The 16,094-nt window shown below is 61.9% G+C and carries 18 protein-coding genes and 1 tRNA gene; 8 read left to right on the top strand and 11 right to left on the bottom strand.

From position 1 onward, the window contains the following. Positions 1-48 precede the first annotated feature (48 nt). The 6 genes from acpP to K7B09_RS06395 form a co-directional block, all read right to left on the bottom strand. Positions 49-288, bottom strand: a complete 240-nt coding sequence (gene acpP / locus K7B09_RS06420; protein ID WP_223628012.1) for an acyl carrier protein — start codon at positions 286-288, stop codon at positions 49-51. 100 nt (positions 289-388) lie between these two features. After that, positions 389-1,132, bottom strand: coding sequence for a 3-oxoacyl-ACP reductase FabG (gene fabG / locus K7B09_RS06415; RefSeq protein WP_223628010.1), 744 nt, complete (start codon positions 1,130-1,132; stop codon positions 389-391). After that, positions 1,129-2,085 (bottom strand): ACP S-malonyltransferase, encoded by a 957-nt coding sequence (gene fabD, locus K7B09_RS06410; RefSeq protein ID WP_223628009.1) that lies wholly within the window; start codon positions 2,083-2,085, stop codon positions 1,129-1,131. Before fabD ends, fabG begins: the two co-directional genes overlap by 4 nt. Positions 2,086-2,262: 177 nt before the next feature. Continuing rightward, a complete protein-coding gene (locus tag K7B09_RS06405) occupies positions 2,263-3,255 on the bottom strand; it encodes a beta-ketoacyl-ACP synthase III (RefSeq protein ID WP_223628006.1) in 993 nt (330 codons plus the stop codon). 240 nt (positions 3,256-3,495) lie between these two features. Further along, entirely contained in the window at positions 3,496-3,690 is a 195-nt protein-coding gene (rpmF, locus tag K7B09_RS06400) for a 50S ribosomal protein L32 (protein WP_223628004.1), read from the bottom strand. 53 nt (positions 3,691-3,743) lie between these two features. Then, positions 3,744-4,250 (bottom strand): YceD family protein, encoded by a 507-nt coding sequence (locus K7B09_RS06395; RefSeq protein WP_223628724.1) that lies wholly within the window; start codon positions 4,248-4,250, stop codon positions 3,744-3,746. Positions 4,251-4,389: 139 nt separating this feature from the next. On the opposite strand from K7B09_RS06395, the gene K7B09_RS06390 reads away from it, so the two are divergent. Together K7B09_RS06390 and K7B09_RS06385 are read left to right on the top strand one after the other, a co-directional pair. Continuing rightward, a complete protein-coding gene (locus tag K7B09_RS06390) occupies positions 4,390-4,758 on the top strand; it encodes a hypothetical protein (RefSeq protein ID WP_223628002.1) in 369 nt (122 codons plus the stop codon). Further along, positions 4,755-5,336, top strand: a complete 582-nt coding sequence (locus K7B09_RS06385) for a Maf family protein (protein WP_223628000.1) — start codon at positions 4,755-4,757, stop codon at positions 5,334-5,336. The genes K7B09_RS06390 and K7B09_RS06385 overlap by 4 nt, the downstream gene beginning before the upstream one ends. Before the next feature lie 16 nt (positions 5,337-5,352). On the opposite strand, the gene K7B09_RS06380 is transcribed toward K7B09_RS06385, so the two are convergent. Beyond that, the gene (locus tag K7B09_RS06380; RefSeq protein ID WP_223627997.1) at positions 5,353-6,837 is read right to left on the bottom strand and encodes an ArnT family glycosyltransferase; all 1,485 of its coding nucleotides are present in this window, start codon (positions 6,835-6,837) and stop codon (positions 5,353-5,355) included. Between the two features lie 46 nt (positions 6,838-6,883). Between K7B09_RS06380 and K7B09_RS06375 the strand changes: the two genes are divergently transcribed. The 3 genes from K7B09_RS06375 to K7B09_RS06365 are packed head-to-tail and all read left to right on the top strand — an operon-like array spanning position 6,884 to position 10,798. Then, complete coding sequence (locus tag K7B09_RS06375) at positions 6,884-7,849, top strand: AAA family ATPase (protein WP_223627995.1); 966 nt, start codon at positions 6,884-6,886, stop codon at positions 7,847-7,849. Positions 7,850-7,851: 2 nt separating this feature from the next. After that, the gene (locus K7B09_RS06370; protein ID WP_223627993.1) at positions 7,852-8,808 is read left to right on the top strand and encodes a DUF58 domain-containing protein; all 957 of its coding nucleotides are present in this window, start codon (positions 7,852-7,854) and stop codon (positions 8,806-8,808) included. Beyond that, complete coding sequence (locus K7B09_RS06365) at positions 8,801-10,798, top strand: transglutaminase TgpA family protein (RefSeq protein WP_223627990.1); 1,998 nt, start codon at positions 8,801-8,803, stop codon at positions 10,796-10,798. The genes K7B09_RS06370 and K7B09_RS06365 overlap by 8 nt, the downstream gene beginning before the upstream one ends. 2 nt (positions 10,799-10,800) lie before the next feature. On the opposite strand, the gene K7B09_RS06360 is transcribed toward K7B09_RS06365, so the two are convergent. The 4 genes from K7B09_RS06360 to dnaX are packed head-to-tail and all read right to left on the bottom strand — an operon-like array spanning position 10,801 to position 13,817. After that, positions 10,801-11,148 carry a histidine triad nucleotide-binding protein gene (locus K7B09_RS06360; protein WP_223627988.1) on the bottom strand — a complete coding sequence of 116 codons (348 nt, stop codon included), beginning with the start codon at positions 11,146-11,148 and terminating at the stop codon, positions 10,801-10,803. A 16-nt stretch (positions 11,149-11,164) separates the two neighbouring features. Further along, on the bottom strand, positions 11,165-11,770 hold the full coding sequence (recR, locus tag K7B09_RS06355) for a recombination mediator RecR (RefSeq protein WP_223628719.1): 606 nt from the start codon (positions 11,768-11,770) through the stop codon (positions 11,165-11,167). After that, positions 11,767-12,087, bottom strand: a complete 321-nt coding sequence (locus K7B09_RS06350) for a YbaB/EbfC family nucleoid-associated protein (RefSeq protein ID WP_223627986.1) — start codon at positions 12,085-12,087, stop codon at positions 11,767-11,769. Before K7B09_RS06350 ends, recR begins: the two co-directional genes overlap by 4 nt. Before the next feature lie 35 nt (positions 12,088-12,122). Beyond that, on the bottom strand, positions 12,123-13,817 hold the full coding sequence (gene dnaX / locus K7B09_RS06345; RefSeq protein ID WP_223627984.1) for a DNA polymerase III subunit gamma/tau: 1,695 nt from the start codon (positions 13,815-13,817) through the stop codon (positions 12,123-12,125). Between the two features lie 92 nt (positions 13,818-13,909). Between dnaX and K7B09_RS06340 the strand changes: the two genes are divergently transcribed. From K7B09_RS06340 to sufB, 3 genes are all read left to right on the top strand, one after another. After that, positions 13,910-14,002, top strand: a tRNA-Ser gene (locus K7B09_RS06340). A gap of 171 nt (positions 14,003-14,173) precedes the next feature. Then, positions 14,174-14,623, top strand: a complete 450-nt coding sequence (locus K7B09_RS06335; RefSeq protein WP_223627983.1) for an SUF system Fe-S cluster assembly regulator — start codon at positions 14,174-14,176, stop codon at positions 14,621-14,623. A 9-nt stretch (positions 14,624-14,632) separates the two neighbouring features. Then, on the top strand, positions 14,633-16,078 hold the full coding sequence (gene sufB / locus K7B09_RS06330) for a Fe-S cluster assembly protein SufB (RefSeq protein WP_223627981.1): 1,446 nt from the start codon (positions 14,633-14,635) through the stop codon (positions 16,076-16,078). The last annotated feature ends 16 nt before the right edge of the window (positions 16,079-16,094 follow it).

Here is a 16,094-nt window from a genome sequence, read left to right as displayed (position 1 = left end):
CAGCCAAGCCGCGAGGTGATTGCGCAGGTACCCCTTGCGGGGCAAGACTCACGCCTTGACGTGGGCCTTGATGTAGTCGATCGCGGCCTGCACGGTGCTGATCTTCTCGGCATCTTCGTCCGGGATTTCGCACTCGAACTCTTCTTCCAGCGCCATCACCAGCTCCACGGTGTCCAGCGAGTCCGCACCCAGATCGTCCACAAACGATGCGCTGGTGGTGACGTCTTCTTCCTTGACGCCCAGTTGTTCAATGACGATCTTCTTGACGCGTTCTTCGATGGTGCTCATGTCTGGTTGCTCCTCCCGGGAATCGGGTTCAGTGGACAAGTTTACGTGAAAGCCGTGCGCTGCAACATCGCCCGCCCGGCGTGAAAAACAAGGGCACGCCTCAAGGCATGTACATGCCGCCGTTGACGTGCAGGGTTTCGCCGGTGATGTAGCTGGCGCTGGGACTGGCAAGGAAGGCCACCGCATTGGCAATATCGGCCGGCTCGCCCAAGCGGCCCAGCGCGATCTGGCCCAGCATCGCGTCCTTGGCCGCATCCGGCAGGTCGGCGGTCATATCGGTGGCAATGAAACCGGGGGCCACCACATTCACGGTGATCCCGCGCGAGCCGATTTCCTTGGCCAACGATTTGGAAAACGCGATGATGCCGGCCTTGGCCGCGGCGTAGTTGGCCTGCCCGGCATTGCCGGTCAGCCCGATGACGGAGGCGATATTGATGATGCGGCCCTTGCGCGCCTTCATCATCCCGCGCAGCACGGCTTTGGAGGCACGGAACACGGAGGTCAGATTGGTATCGAGGATGACCTGCCAATCCTCATCTTTCATCCGCATCAACAAGTTGTCGCGGGTGATGCCGGCGTTGTTGACCAGAATGGAGATATTGCCAAATTCGCTGGATACCGCCTCCACCAACGCTTCGATTGCGCCCGCTTCATTGACGTTCAAACGGCGGCCGTGGCCACCCGCAGCAGCCAAGCGCTCGCCGATCGCTTGCGCGCCAGCATCCGATGTGGCGGTACCGATCACGGTTGCGCCCTGTGCGGCCAGCGTATAGGCAATCGCCGCACCGATCCCGCGCGATGCGCCGGTCACCAGGACTACTTCGCCCTGCAACAATCCATTCATGCGTTCCATTCCTCGATGGCGGCGGCAAAATCCGCCGGTGTGCCCAACGCACGCGCGTCAAGCGATTTGTCGATGCGCTTGATCAGGCCGGCCAGCACCTTGCCCGGCCCACATTCGCCGATGCGGTCAACGCCGCGTGCGGCCAATGCCTGCACGCAGCCATTCCACTGCACCGGCAGATACAACTGGCGCACCAGCGCGTCGCGGATCGCGTCCACACTGGCATGTGCCTGGGCATCCACGTTTTGCACCACCGGCAGCGCCGGCACGTTCCAATCCAGGCCGACCATGGTCTGCGCCAAGCGGTTCGCCGCTTCGCGCATCAAGGGCGTGTGTGAGGGCACACTGACCGCCAACTTGACGGCCTTGCGCACGCCGCGTTCAACCAACAGCGCCAGCGCACGATCCACCGCCGCCGCATCGCCACCAATCACGATCTGGCCCGGCGAGTTGTAATTGGCGGGCACCACCACTTGTGCACCCGAAGCCTCCATGCACACGGCTTCCACCAGTGCATCGTCCGCACCCAACACGGCCGCCATTGCACCCACCCCAGCCGGGGCAGCGTCCTGCATCAATTGGCCGCGAATGCGCACCAAATGTGCGCCGTCTTTCAACGACAGCGCACCGGCTGCCACCAGAGCCGTGTATTCCCCCAGGCTATGTCCCGCCAGCACGGCAGGCGTTGCGCCACCCTGCTGCTGCCACAAGCGCCACACCGCAATGCCCGCCGCCAACAATGCCGGCTGGGTATATTCGGTGCGGCCCAGCATTTCTTCCGGCCCCGCCTGCGAGAGCGCCCACAAATCCACGCCAGCGCCGTCCGAAGCTTCTTCGAAGGCTGCCTTGATCGACGGATGCAATTCCGACAGTTCGGCCAACATGCCGATTGACTGGGAGCCCTGGCCGGGAAACACCAAGGCGAGTGCGTGGGGTTGATTGGCTGCGTTCACGCGATGAAAACCATACTGAAAAGACGCAGGCCAACGGCCCGCAGTGGGCCGAGCATGATACGAGCAAACACTCTAGGTTGTCTGTACTTGGGCGTATGGAAGAGGCTCAATACCGGCACCCAGCCTCGGACTTGGCTGGCCCCTGACCCCGTTCACGACCACCAAGCCGCCGCCGGATCAGTAGCGGATCAGCGCCGAACCCCAGGCAAACCCGCCACCGAAGGCCTCCAGCAGGATCAACTGCCCGCGCTGCACCTTGCCCGAGCGCACGGCTTCGTCCAGTGCCAACGGCACCGAGCCGGATGAGGTGTTGCCGTGCTTGTCGACGGTGATGATGACGCGCTCCATCGACATATCCAGCCGCTTGGCGGTAGCTTCGATAATGCGCAGGTTGGCTTGATGCGGCACCAGCCAGTCCAGTGCGGTCTTGTCCAACCCATTGGCCACTAGGGCTTCATCGACCACCGCATCCAGCGCCTTCACCGCATACTTGAAGACGTCGTTGCCTGCCATCATCACGCGCACACCGGCATTGGGCTCGTCCGGCTTGAAGCCGGCCGATACCCCCACCGGATTCCACAGCAAGTCTTTTTTGCCGCCATCGGCGTGCATATGCGTGCTGAGGATGCCGGTACTGTCGTCGGCCTTCAGCACCACTGCGCCGGCACCGTCGCCAAACAACACACAGGTGTTGCGATCATTCCAGTCCAGCATCCGGGTCAGGGTTTCCGCGCCAATGACCAACGCGGTCCTGGATGCGCCGCTACGGATGAATTTATCCGCCACGGTCAGCGCATAGACAAAGCCAGAGCAAGCGGCATTGACATCGAAGGCCGGGCAGCCGGCCACACCCAACTTGCGCTGGATGATGGTGGCAGTGGAGGGGAAAATCAGATCCGGCGTGGTGGTGCCGACCACAATCAGGTCAATTTCGTCCGCCGAAACGCCTGCCGCTTCCAGTGCGCGCAGCGCCGCTTGGTAACCGAGATCGGAGGTCAGCTCGCCTGCGGCCGCGATATGCCGCTGGCGGATGCCGGTACGGCTGACGATCCACTCATCGCTGGTATCCACGCCACGCTTGACCAGGTCTTCATTGGTCAATATCTGCTGCGGCAGATAGCTGCCGGTACCGGCGATGCGGGCGAAGATGCGGTTATCGGTATGAATCATGTGTTTGCAAACTCCACGATCAAGTCTGGCAAGTACCAGTCAGCAAGATCGGTAAGGGTAGCCGATCTGGGCTCAAGTCCGGATTGATCTGGCCGGAGCGATGGCGCTACGTAAAATGGCACGCGTCAAAACGCCAATGGCCGCGCTTTGTGGCGCGGCCTGACGTCATGCGTGGCAATGGCATTGTGCTCGAAGACCCCGCGATCACGACATGCGACCGAAGGATCAACGCCTCGAAGATCACTCTTCGTCAGCAACCTTGCTCTTCGGTGCGATGACCTGCTTGCCGCGGTAGTAACCGTCAGCAGTGACGTGGTGACGCAGGTGGGTCTCGCCGCTGGTCGGGTCGGTAGCCAACTGCTTGGCAGACAGGGCGTCATGCGCACGACGCATGCCACGACGGGACGGAGAAACGCGGGACTTCTGAACGGCCATGGGAACAACTCCAAAAGATTATTGCAGCAACACTCAACGCGACATTGTCGCACTTATTTTGTCTTCAGGCCCGCCAGCCCCGCGAACGGGCTGGCCTTGGCCACTTCCTCGGCAGTTGGCGCAAATTCGCGCGTCACCGCTTCGGCTTCGGGCGACACCGGCACTACCGGCAACGCCAGAATCAACTCATCTTCCACCAGCTCAGCCGGATGCAGCATGCCGTCAGCAGGCACCAGCAAGGCTTCGTAATCCGGCGGCAAGGCCGCTTCATCGGCCTCGTCGCGGATCAAACCCAAGCGCTGCTGCAATCGCACCGGCAGCACGAATCGCTGCAAACTGCGCTGGCATTCCAACGGCAACTCGGCTTCGATTTGCAGCTGGGCAAACGGCACCCGCAACGCATCAGTGCCGAACCCCAACACATAGCGAACTTCGCCCTCGCCATCCAGCAAGCTTCCGCGCAGCCGAGTCATCGCCCGCAACGGAATGCGCCCCGCGAACTCGCATGATGCAGCGACCATGCGCCAAGCATCCAAGCTCTCCGGAACCTGACTGGTCAACTGGTTCGACATAAGCCGAAAAATACTACAGAGTGCCACGCCCACTGTCAAATTACACCTGCCCCCAAATCCATAGGGCACCAACCCGGCATTCTGCTTGGGAATTGCGCCATATTCGGTGCTCGCGCAGACTGCACAAATGAAAATTGCATCGTTACTCATTCTTGCAGTACTCGCCGCTGGCGGCCTGTGGCTGGCGCTGCGTCAGCGTCGCGACAGCCTGCATCGCCAGCGCGTCATTTCGCAATTACTGGATGCCGCGGATGCGCTGGAAGCCAGGTTGCGCGCGGTGCGCAGCGAAATCGAAGCAATTGCCGGTGACCACGTAAATCCGGTGCGTTCCGCCATGCAGGACTTGCTGCAACAGCGGCTGTGGTTACAAGACAACGCGCAACGGGCCAGCCTTGCGCAGCTGGAGGATGTACGCCGGAGTCTAGACAGTGCTAGCGCCAGCCTGGACGCTCAGCTGCAGAAAATCGAACAGGCGCGCGCAGGTCAACTGCCGTGACCTTGCTTATTCTGGCATCGACATCGGTGTATCGCCGCGAATTGCTGAACCGCCTGCAGCTACCGTTTGCGGTGGTCCGCCCGGAGGTAGATGAATCCGCGCTTCCCGGTGAGGCGCCGCAAGCCCTGGCGATTCGCCTGGCTGCCACCAAAGCCCGGGGGGTCGCTGACCTACATATCGGGGCAGACTGCTGGGTGCTGGGTTCGGACCAAGTCGCCGAATGCGAAGGTCGCGCCTTGGGCAAGCCCGGCACCCGCGCTGCCGCGATCGCCCAGCTCACCACCATGTCGGGGCGCCTGGTGCGGTTTCACACGGCACTGTGCCTGGCGCATCCGGATGGCCGTCAATGGGCCGATCGAGATGAGACATGCGTGCAATTTCGTGCGCTGAGTCGCGCTGAAATCGAGCGCTACGTCGACACCGAGCAGCCGCTGGAATGCGCGGGCAGCTTCAAATCCGAAGGCCTGGGGATTGCGCTGTTCGATGCCATCGACAATCGCGACCCCACTGCACTGATCGGATTGCCGCTGATCGCCACGGCGCGCTTGCTGCGCCAGGCCGGCTTCAACCTGCCTTGAGCCGGATTCCCACAGGTTACTGCAACACAAACAGCCAGTATTGCTTGCTACCACCGTCCACCTGCAACACCTGCGGTGCTGGCAGCGGCCCGAGCTGTTTTTGCAACTTGTCCTGATAGATGCGGTCGCTGTCAAAGCCCGCATGCGACGGGCTGGCAACCAGCAGCCAGGGGCCAGGCCCCAAAGCATCGCGTGATGCGTGCAACAAATTCCACAATGACAACTGCACCGCACGACCATGCTTTTCGTTCAACGGATGCGCCAGCACCGGCAGATTGGCATCGCCCAAGGCAAAGCCCATCTCCGCGCCGATCTTGAAATCTCCCGCCAACACGCGCGCACCCGCAGGCAAGCGCGCTTGCTGCGTGCGGATTGCATCGGCCAGCACATCCCACCCAGCAAAATTCCCCAATTGCACCCCGCGCAGTGCCGCCAACGTGCGCCACTGCGGTACGCTGGCTACGGCAAAAAAACCTAGTGCCGCCAGCAAGCCCATTGCCGTCACCGCCAGTGTGATGTGACGCAGTATGCGTCCGCTATTCATCAGCGATAACGCGGCCAGTGGCAACAAGGCCACGAACCCCGGCACCGGCCAATGAAAGCTGACCCGTTGTTGGTCGGTAAAAAAACCCAGCAGGAAAAATCCAAGCACAATGGCCATGCCGCTGATCGCCAAATAGCGTGCCGCAGTGCGCGTATCGCGCAACCCACGCACTGCGACGCCCGCCATCACCAACAACAGTACTGGAGTGGTCGGCAGCCACTGCAGCAGACCCAGTTCAAAGCCGCCCCGGCTAAGTACCCACGGGTGGCGGTCTACCAGCTGAAACTTCAGGCCGGCATCTGCGTTGTGCAGGTTCCACCACAGCAGCGGCAGCCATGCCAATGCACCCACCCCAATCGCGGCCCATAGCCGCGGGGAGCGTAATGCTCGGCGCCCTTCGCACAGCACCAACAGCGTCACCAACCCCACCAGGATCACCGCTGCAAACCGATAGTGGGTCAATCCGCCAATCGCCAGCCCCAATGCCAGCTCAGCGGTGGCCAGCGTATCCACCCTGTGCAACACCCGCAGACCTGCATCCAGGCACAGTACGCTGGCAAACAACAGCGGCACATCCGGCAACGCCAGCACCCCCAGGCTGCCGGCTAACGGCATCAGCACACACAAACTTCCGGCCCACCAACCTGCACGCGCACCCAATTCGCGCGCACTCATCCGCACCATCACCCACGGAATGGCCGCGCCCAGCAGCAAAAACGGCAACCGCAGCGCCAGGGCACTGCCCGCGACAAGTGCATGACCCAGCCACGCCAGCCATGCCGTCAGTCCCGGCAAATCCGAATACGCCCATGCCAGATGCTGCCCTTCCTGCCAGTAGAACGCTTCATCGACAAACAGTGGCAGGCGCATTGCCAACACTACTTTCAGCAGTGTCAGCACCAGCCACAGGATGATGAACCCGCGTTTTGCGGAATCCACTTGCTGCACATCCCGCATTCGCATCCCACCCCGCTACACTGATTCAAAATTCATCGAGGCCGCCATGTCTGCATCCACAGCGACGCAACCTGCCACACAACCCGCGATGCTACCCGATGCACTGCATGAGGCCTTGCGCGATGCGCAAGCGCAGGTCAACAGCATGGTGCTGGGCAAGCCGCAACAAGTACGGCTGGCTTTCGTGGCGCTGCTGGCGGATGGACATTTATTGATCGAAGACCTGCCCGGGCTGGGCAAAACCACCTTGGCGCACGCGATGGCGGCGACCTTGGGTCTTGGGTTTTCGCGCGTGCAATTCACCTCGGATTTGTTGCCCGCCGACATCCTGGGCGTGTCGATTTACGAAGCACAGACCCGCAATTTCGAGTTTCACCCAGGCCCGGTGTTTGCGCATGTCTTGCTGGCCGATGAAATCAACCGCGCACCGCCCCGCACGCAAAGCGCCCTGCTGGAAGCGATGGCCGAACATCAAGTGACGGTGGATGGCCAAACCCGCGCCCTGCCCAATCCGTTTCTGGTGATCGCCACCCAGAATCCGGTGGATTTGTCGGGTACCTATCCACTGCCGGATTCGCAACTCGATCGCTTCCTGCTGCGGCTCAGCCTGGGTTATCCCGATGATGTCGCCGAGCGCGCCCTGCTGGCCGGACGTGACCGCCGCGAGCTGATCGCGCAGGTCAGTCCATTGCTGGATGCCCAGCACATCTTGGCTCTACGGCAAGCCGTGCAAGCGATCCACGCCAGCGATGCCCTGCTGGACTACCTGCAAGCCTTGCTGGCACGCAGCCGCAAACACCCGGGCGTGCGGGTAGGCCTGTCGCCCCGCGCCGGGTTGGCGCTGCTGCGGGCGGCGCGCGCGCACGCACTGCTGCTGGGGCGTGAGCATGTACTGCCAGAGGACGTGCAAGCACTGTTTCCGGCGGTGGCAGAACATCGCCTCGTCACCGAAGCCGAGGCCACTCCCACCGCACTGGCCAAACAGATCCTGCACGCGGTAGCGGTGGATTGACGATGCTGGCGAACATGCGCCGGCGCTTGCAGGCGTGGATGCGGCCACGCGGGCCGGAAGCGCTGCCGGTACAACTGGATCGCCATCGCATCTACGTGTTGCCCACCGCCAGTGGGCTGTTCTTCGCACTTTTGTTGGGCACCATGCTGTTGGGTGCACTCAACTTCAACAATAACCCTGCCTTGTTACTGGCATTGCTGCTGGCTGGCACCACACTGGCCAGCTTGATCGCCGCGCACCTGCAATTGTCCGGGTTGCGCATCGAGGCGATTTCGGCCGAACCTTGCAGTGTCGGCGACAACCTGCAATTGCGCATTGCATTGATGGCGAGTGATACCCGCGTACGCCGCGGTTTGCGGCTTGCACTAGACGCTGCAATCACGCATACCCGCGTGGATGCACATGGCTGCACCGCGCTTTTGCATGTCCCCACCCGGCGTCGTGGCTTGCTGGCGCTTTCACGCATCGAACTGCGCACCGTGCAACCGCTCGGACTGGCGCGTGCATGGGGCTATGTATGGCCCGCACAAAGCGTATTGGTATATCCCGCAGCAGAAACACAAGCCCCGCCCCTACCCTTCGCCAGCGGTGGCCAGAGCCAACCACAATTGGCACGTACGGGCGAAGATCCACACCATTTGCGCAGTTATCGCCAAGGTGATCCACCCCGTGCCGTGGCGTGGAAAGCGTCGGCCCGCCGCGACACGCTACTGGTGCGCGAATACGAATTGCCCCGCGGCGGCGAGTTGACATTGGACTGGCAGCACACCCAAGGCCTGCCGTATGAACAGCGCATCCGCCGCCTGGCACGCTGGGTGGACGATGCCGAACGCGCCGGGCAACGCTATGCCCTGCATCTGCCGGCAACACCCAGGATTGATTTTGGGCATGGGGCACAGCATCGCCACTTGTGCCTGCGTGCACTCGCGCTGATGCCCGATGAGGCACGGCATGGCTAAGCGCATCCACTCGCCGGCCATGACCACCCACGCCCGCAAACATGTGCTGCTGGCGGCAGCCGCGTGTTTGCTGCCTCTGTTGCTGCAATTGCCGATGTCACTCGGTATTGGCTATGGGCTGGGCGCGCTGGCAGTGGCCGCCGCATCGAAGCGAAAACCACTGCCTCTGCTGTTGCGTTTGCTGCTGGGCGGAACCGCCTTGCTCGCGGTATTGGCGGTAGCACCGGGGATTGGCCGCGACAGTGCCTGTGCCGTGTTAGCTGCGATGTTGGCGTTGAAGCCGGCAGAAACCGTAAGTCTGCGCGATGGTCGCAGCCTGGTCGGGTTTGCCCTGTTTGGCCCGTTCGCCACCTTCCTGCTGGATCAAGGTCCGGTCAGCCTGCTGCTGGCACTGGCAGCGGTGCTGCTAGCGCTGCTGGCACTGCAGCGTTTGGCAATGGATGAAGGGCAAGCCATGCCAGACCAGGGCGATGCAGGCCAAGGACATGACGCGGCTCATGCAACCAATTGGCAACGCCAAGCCGTATTCAATGTATTGCACCTGTTCGCATTGGGCCTGCCGCTGGCACTGGCCGCGTTCTGGCTGTTTCCTCGCCTGCCCACGCCGCTGTGGGGACTACCCGAGCGCAGTGTTGCCAAGCCCGGCCTGTCCGACAGCATGACCCCGGGCGGCATGATCGACATGCTGCTGGACGATAGCCCCGCTGCACGCGTGCAGTTTTTTGGCCCCGCCCCACGTCCGGATCAGATGTATTGGCGCGGCCCGGTGCTATGGGATTTCGATGGTCGCACGTGGCATCAGGCCATGGCCCTGCAAGGCTTCAGCCCCGCACCGATGCAAGCCGGCGGCCCACGTTGGGATTACCAAATTGAATTGGAGCCCAGTGAAAACCGGCAGCTGATTGCACTGGATGTCCCCACCCAATTACCCGAAGGGGCCCGCATCAGTCTGGATTACACCCCGTGGGCAGAGTCACCGCAGTACAACGTCTCGCGTTGGCGCATGCAGTCGCAACCGGTAGCCGCACTTGAAGCGGATCTGCCAGATCCCTTGCGCATGCGCGCCCTGCTGCTGCCGCAAGGCTATAACCCACGTACTGTTGCACTGGGCAAGCAGTGGCGGCGCGAAGCCGGCAGCGACAGCCAAGGTCGCAGCGATGCGGCAATTGCCGAGCGGGCGCTGGCGATGATCAGGCGCGAATTTACCTACACCCTCAACGTACCGCTGACCGGGCGCAATGAAATTGATGACTTTTTATTCGACCGCAAGGCAGGTTATTGCGAGCATTTCAGTTCCTCATTCGTGGTGTTGATGCGTGCTGCCGGCATCCCGGCGCGCGTTGTCACCGGCTATAGCGGCGCTTATCGCAACCCGATCGGAAATTATTGGCTGGTACGCAAATCCGATGCCCATGCATGGAGTGAAATCTGGTTGCCCAAGCGCGGTTGGGTCCGCGTGGATCCCACCGCTGCCGTCGCCCCCGAGCGCGTACACGATACCCTGGCGGACCGCCGCCCAGGACAGTTTGGCAATTTCAGCGGGCTGGTACCGGTGTTCAATGCCGGCGATTGGCTACGCCGGGGCTGGAATGATTTTGTATTGGGCTTCAATGCCCAGCGCCAGCGTGACCTGCTCAAACCACTCGGCATCGATGCACTGCAACCGCGTGATCTGGTGGCACTGTTTGCATTGATCGCAGGCCTTGCCGTGCTGTGGATGAGCTGGCTGATTGCGCGTGGCGAGCGCCAACGCGACCCACTGCTGCGTGCGTGGCATGCGCTGGAGGCGCGCTATCGAAAACTGGGCCATGGCCGCGCAGTACATGAGCCTGCGCAAGTGTGGGCCGCCAGAGTAGCCGCCGATCAGCCCGCTGCGGGTGAGCACCTCGGCATACTGGCACGCCGGGTATCGAATGCACGTTACGCCAGTGCGGATGAGCGTGGCGCATTGACCCGGCTGCTGCGCGATTTACGCCGGCATCGGCCTTGATTTCAGGGCGTGCCAAACCGCCCCAATGGCGCGCCTGCCAATAGATGCAGGTGGATTTGGAACACGGTCTGGCCAGCATCGCCATTGCAATTCATCACGATGCGGTAGCCATCGTCGGCAAAGCCCTGCGCCTTGGCGTAGCGAGCCGCTGCGGTGGCCAAGCGGCCAATCACCAGCGCGCTGTCTTCGGGCACATCGTTCAGCGTGGCGAAGGTTTGCTTGGGCACGAATAACACATGTACCGGTGCCTGCGGTGCAATGTCGCGAAACGCAACCATATGCGCATCTTCATACACGATATCGGCCGGGATTTCCCGATGGATGATCTTGTGAAAAATGGTGTCGCCCATGACGCAACCTCCACGGTCATTTGTCGGATGGAATTTCGATACGGCTGCCGAATGCATGCTGCAAGGTGCCGCGGTCCACATATTCCAATTCGCCGCCCAACGGCACGCCATGCGCCAAGCGGCTGGGGTGCACGCCACGCGCACGCGCCAACTGCGCCAGATAATGCGCCGTGGCCTCGCCTTCCACGGTGGGATTGGTGGCCACGATGAGTTCGCGCACCTCGCCTTCCTGCAGGCGCTGCGCAAGTTGATCCAAGCCCAACTCATGTGGACCAATGCCATCGAGCGGGCTCAACCGACCTTGCAACACAAAATACAAGCCGCGAAAGCCCGTGGCCTGCTCGATTGCCAACCGATCTGCCGGGGTTTCCACCACGCACAGTAGCTGTGCATCACGCGCACCACTGGCGCAGGTGGCGCACACGTCGGTTTCGCTGAAGTCGCGGCATCGCGTGCAATGGCGAATCTGCTCCATCGCCTGCAGCAAGGCATCGGACAACCGTTTGCCGCCATCGCGCTGACGCTCCAGCAAATGGTAGGCCATCCGCTGGGCGGATTTTTGACCCACCCCCGGCAGTACCCGCAGGGCGTCGATCAATTGCTCAAGCAACGCAGCCATCAGAACGGCAATTTGAAGCCTGGCGGCAATTGCATGCCCGCGGTCGCTCCGGCCATCTTTTCCTGCGATGCCAGATTGATCTTGTTCACCGCATCATTGAACGCTGCGGCAATCAAATCCTCGGCCATTTCCGGGTCACTCAAGGCTGCCGGATCAATGCGCACCTTGCGACAATCCATGCGCCCCCCCAAGGTCACGCTGACCATCCCGCCACCCGCATTGCCGGTAGCTTCCAGCGCGGCGACTTGTTCCTGCGCACGCTGCATGTTTTCTTGCATCTGCTGGGCCTGCTGCATCAGCTGGGCGATATTTCCACGCATAGTGCTGTCTTCCGTTATGCAAAAATAAAAATGGGTCAGAGAGTGTCCAACGGACGGATCGAATCCTGCACGATCTGCGCACCATGCTGCTGCACCAGCCGTTGAATGCCAGGGTCCGAAGCAAAGCCGCTTTCCGCATCGGCTTGACGGACATCACGCTCACGCGCATTGCGCACGGTTGCGGTTTCGCCACGCCCTTGCCCAATCTCAAAGCGTACCTGCACCGCCCCCCCCAGCTGTTGTCCGATGGCATCGCTCAGTTGCAGCACCAGGTTCGCCGACTTCAGGTGCTCCTGTTCGGGTGCCAACGCCAAATGCAACACGCCATCGGCATGTGCCACGAACGCAGCATTATCGGCCAGCAGCTTGGGGGCGCCTTTCAGGCCACTGCGCATCACCAGTTCCAGCCAATGTTCACTATCCGTCACCAACAAAGTACTGCTGGCTTGGCGCGACGGTCCAGGCACAGGTGCCGGCTCACTCAGGCTCGCAGGTACAACCGCCGGCGACTTCACTGGCTCTGCCGCAGTAACAGGCGCTTCGGCCATTGCCGCACGGGCGCGGGCCGCCGCCTCTAGCCGCGCTTGTGGCAACGCACTGATAGGTGGTGCCATGGGTGTGGCCGCACGCGGCGCAGCAGTTTGCGCGGGTGCATCAGGCCGAAACGCCAGCATCCGCAGCAAAGTCATTTCAAACCCACTGCGCGGACTGGGGGCATAGCCCAAATCACGGCGACCGTTCAGCGCCATCTGGTACCACAACTGCACCAGTTCGGGGCGCAACTGCGCCGCCAGCGCCTCCACATCAATTGCGTCTTGCCCCACATCCACAGCCGGCACCAATTGCTTGACCTGTACTCGATGCAAGGCCGCCGACAGCGCATCCAGTAGGCTGGCCCAATCTGGCGAAAACTCCGCCAAGTGCCCCGCTTCCTGCATAAGACGCGCACCATCAGACTCGGCCAGCGCCATCAGCAGGGATTGAATCCTGCTGCGGTCTACCGTGCCCAGCATCGTCGCTACAGCAGCGCTATCCAGCTTGCCTCCCGTATAGGCGATGGCTTGATCGAGCAGCGACAACCCGTCACGCAAACTGCCATCGGCTGCCTTGGCCAACTGCAGCACCGCATCGGCTTCGCTGTCGATGCCTTCCGCCGCAAGAATCTTGTGGATCTGGCCGCCAATCTGCGCTTCATCCAAACGCTTCAAATTGAACTGCAAGCAGCGGCTGAGCACCGTCACCAACAATTTTTCCGGGTCAGTGGTGGCGAACAGGAATTTGACGTGCTCGGGCGGCTCTTCCAATGTCTTCAGCAACGCATTGAAGGCCTGCTTGGACAGCATGTGCACTTCGTCGATCAGATACACCTTGTACTTGCCGCGGCTGGGCATGTACTGCGCGTTTTCGATCAACTCGCGCACGTTGTCCACGCCAGTATTGGACGCGGCATCGATCTCCAGCAGGTCGATGTAACGGCCGGCATCAATCGCCTGGCAGGTCTCGCATTCACCACACGGATCAGACGAGGTGCCGCGCTCGCAATTGAGCGATTTGGCGAAAATGCGCGCAATCGTGGTTTTGCCCACCCCGCGCGTGCCGGTGAACAAGAATGCGTGGTGAACACGGCCGGTTTCCAGCGCGTTGGTCAGCGCACGCACCACATGCTCTTGCCCGACCAATTCGGCAAAACGCTTGGGACGCCACTTGCGGGCAAGCACGAGATAGGACATGCCGGCATTGTGGCATGAGCCGGGCAACCCCCGCCGCAGTTCCACGGAATTTGTTGTGGAGTGGCCCACACCCCGCTAGAATGGGCGGTTCCGGAGAGGTGTCCGAGTGGTTGAAGGAGCACGCCTGGAAAGTGTGTAAGCGTCTAAACCGCGCTTCGGGGGTTCGAATCCCCCTCTCTCCGCCAGATCATAACTACGCCCCTTACGGGGCGTTTTTATTGTGCGGAGATGCAAACCCACCGCGGCTTCTCACCCGCTCTTCCCGTCACTTGACCCAAGTCAGCCCAGCCAACTTGGCGGCCGGGGCGTGAAAACGTACAATTTCAGTACCGATTCCCCCGCTACGCCCCGCCGCCATGCTTCGCGTCACCCGGCTCACTGATTACGCCACCGTTGTACTGACTGTGCTTGCTGCGCGGCCGGACGTGGTGTTGAGTGCACCGGAGTTGGCCGAACGCGCCGGTCTGGAGCCGCCCACCGTGGCCAAGGTACTCAAACCACTGGCCGCCGCCGGGCTGGTGTCGGGCTTTCGCGGTGCCAATGGCGGCTACCGGTTGGCGCGTCCGGCCGAGGCCATCAGCCTGATTGCGATTGTCGAGGCGATGGAAGGCCCGCTGGGGATGACCGAATGCAGCATCTCCGGCGGCCAATGCGGCATCGAACACAGCTGCGGCGTACGCGCCAACTGGCGCCGTATCAACGACGTGGTGGCCGACGCCCTGCGCGGCATCTCGCTGGCGCAGATGCTGGCGCCACCGCAACCCCCTGTGCGCGGGCAGATGACTGCCCAGCTGGCGCAGGCTTGAGGATTTCCGATGACCGAAGCACAAAACGCGCAAATTCATGAACAGCTTGGGCGCAAATACGATGCCGGTTTCATTACCGATATCGAAACCGACTCGCTGCCGCCGGGGCTGTCGGAAGACATCATCCGTGCGCTTTCCGCAAAAAAGCATGAGCCGGAATGGATGACGCAGTGGCGGCTGTCTGCGTACCGCCACTTCCTGACCATGAAACAGCCGGACTGGGCGAAGCTCTCAATCGGCCCGATCGACCTGCAGGCGCTGAGCTACTACAGCGCGCCCAAGGGCCCGAAGTACAAGTCGCTGGACGAGGTGCCACAGGAATTGCTCGACACCTACGACAAGCTGGGCGTACCGCTGCACGAGCGCGCCAAGCTGGCCGGGGTGGCGGTGGATGCGGTGTTCGATTCGGTCAGCGTGGGCACCACCTTCAAGAAGGAACTGGCCGCAGTCGGGGTGATCTTCACCTCGATGAGCGATGCCATCCTCAACCACCCGGAGCTGGTGAAGAAGTACCTCGGCACCGTGGTGCCGGTGGGCGACAACTACTTCGCCGCGCTCAACTCGGCGGTGTTCTCCGACGGCAGCTTCGTGTTCATCCCCAAGGGCGTGCGCTGCCCGATGGAACTGTCCACTTACTTCCGCATCAATGCCGGCCACACCGGGCAGTTTGAACGCACCTTGATCATCTGCGAAGAAAACGCGCACGTCTCCTATCTCGAAGGCTGCACCGCACCGATGCGCGATGAAAACCAGTTGCACGCGGCGGTGGTGGAGCTGGTCGTGCTGGACGATGGCGAGATCAAATACAGCACCGTGCAGAACTGGTATCCCGGCGATGAAAACGGCGTCGGCGGCATCTATAACTTCGTCACCAAGCGCGCCGAATGCCGCGGCGCGCGCAGCAAGGTGACCTGGACGCAGGTGGAGACCGGCAGTGCGATCACCTGGAAGTACCCCAGCTGCGTGCTGACCGGCGACGACTCGGTGGGCGAGTTCCACTCGGTCGCGCTGACCCACCACTACCAGCAGGCCGACACCGGCACCAAGATGATCCACATCGGCAAGCGCACCAAGTCGAAGATCGTCAGCAAGGGCATCAGCGCCGGGCGCGGCCAGAACACCTACCGCGGCCTGGTCAAGGTGGCCGCCGGCGCCGACGGTGCGCGCAACCACACCCAGTGCGATTCCCTGCTGATCGGCAAGACCTGCGGCGCGCACACCTTCCCCTACATCGAGGTGAAGAACCCCAGCGCCACGGTGGAACACGAGGCCACGACCTCGAAAATTTCGGACGACCAGCTGTTCTATTGCCGCAGTCGCGGCATTGACCAGGAAAACGCGGTATCGATGATCGTGGATGGTTTCTGCAAACAAGTCTTCCGCGAATTGCCGATGGAGTTTGCAGTCGAGGCCAAGAAACTGCTGGACGTCACGTTGGAAGGGGCCGTTGGCTGATGTCGCCACAGGCCCA

It is taken from the genome of Thermomonas beijingensis, assembly GCF_020034655.1.
In the GTDB taxonomy this organism is placed as follows: Bacteria; Pseudomonadota; Gammaproteobacteria; order Xanthomonadales; family Xanthomonadaceae; genus Thermomonas; species Thermomonas beijingensis.
The sequence above is the reverse complement of the archived record's forward strand: the minus strand, read 5'-3'. Positions and strand labels throughout refer to the sequence as shown.

Bases quoted from the DNA above. Each gene is read 5' to 3' on its own strand.
- acpP (WP_223628012.1), bottom strand. From the start codon at position 288: ATGAGCACCATCGAAGAACGCGTCAAGAAGATCGTCATTGAACAACTG.
- fabG (WP_223628010.1), bottom strand. From the start codon at position 1,132: ATGAATGGATTGTTGCAGGGCGAAGTAGTCCTGGTGACCGGCGCATCG.
- K7B09_RS06405 (WP_223628006.1), bottom strand. From the start codon at position 3,255: ATGATTCATACCGATAACCGCATCTTCGCCCGCATCGCCGGTACCGGC.
- rpmF (WP_223628004.1), bottom strand. From the start codon at position 3,690: ATGGCCGTTCAGAAGTCCCGCGTTTCTCCGTCCCGTCGTGGCATGCGT.
- K7B09_RS06390 (WP_223628002.1), top strand. From the start codon at position 4,390: ATGAAAATTGCATCGTTACTCATTCTTGCAGTACTCGCCGCTGGCGGC.
- K7B09_RS06380 (WP_223627997.1), bottom strand. From the start codon at position 6,837: ATGCGGGATGTGCAGCAAGTGGATTCCGCAAAACGCGGGTTCATCATC.
- K7B09_RS06375 (WP_223627995.1), top strand. From the start codon at position 6,884: ATGTCTGCATCCACAGCGACGCAACCTGCCACACAACCCGCGATGCTA.
- K7B09_RS06370 (WP_223627993.1), top strand. From the start codon at position 7,852: ATGCTGGCGAACATGCGCCGGCGCTTGCAGGCGTGGATGCGGCCACGC.
- K7B09_RS06365 (WP_223627990.1), top strand. From the start codon at position 8,801: ATGGCTAAGCGCATCCACTCGCCGGCCATGACCACCCACGCCCGCAAA.
- K7B09_RS06360 (WP_223627988.1), bottom strand. From the start codon at position 11,148: ATGGGCGACACCATTTTTCACAAGATCATCCATCGGGAAATCCCGGCC.
- K7B09_RS06350 (WP_223627986.1), bottom strand. From the start codon at position 12,087: ATGCGTGGAAATATCGCCCAGCTGATGCAGCAGGCCCAGCAGATGCAA.
- dnaX (WP_223627984.1), bottom strand. From the start codon at position 13,817: ATGTCCTATCTCGTGCTTGCCCGCAAGTGGCGTCCCAAGCGTTTTGCC.
- K7B09_RS06335 (WP_223627983.1), top strand. From the start codon at position 14,174: ATGCTTCGCGTCACCCGGCTCACTGATTACGCCACCGTTGTACTGACT.
- sufB (WP_223627981.1), top strand. From the start codon at position 14,633: ATGACCGAAGCACAAAACGCGCAAATTCATGAACAGCTTGGGCGCAAA.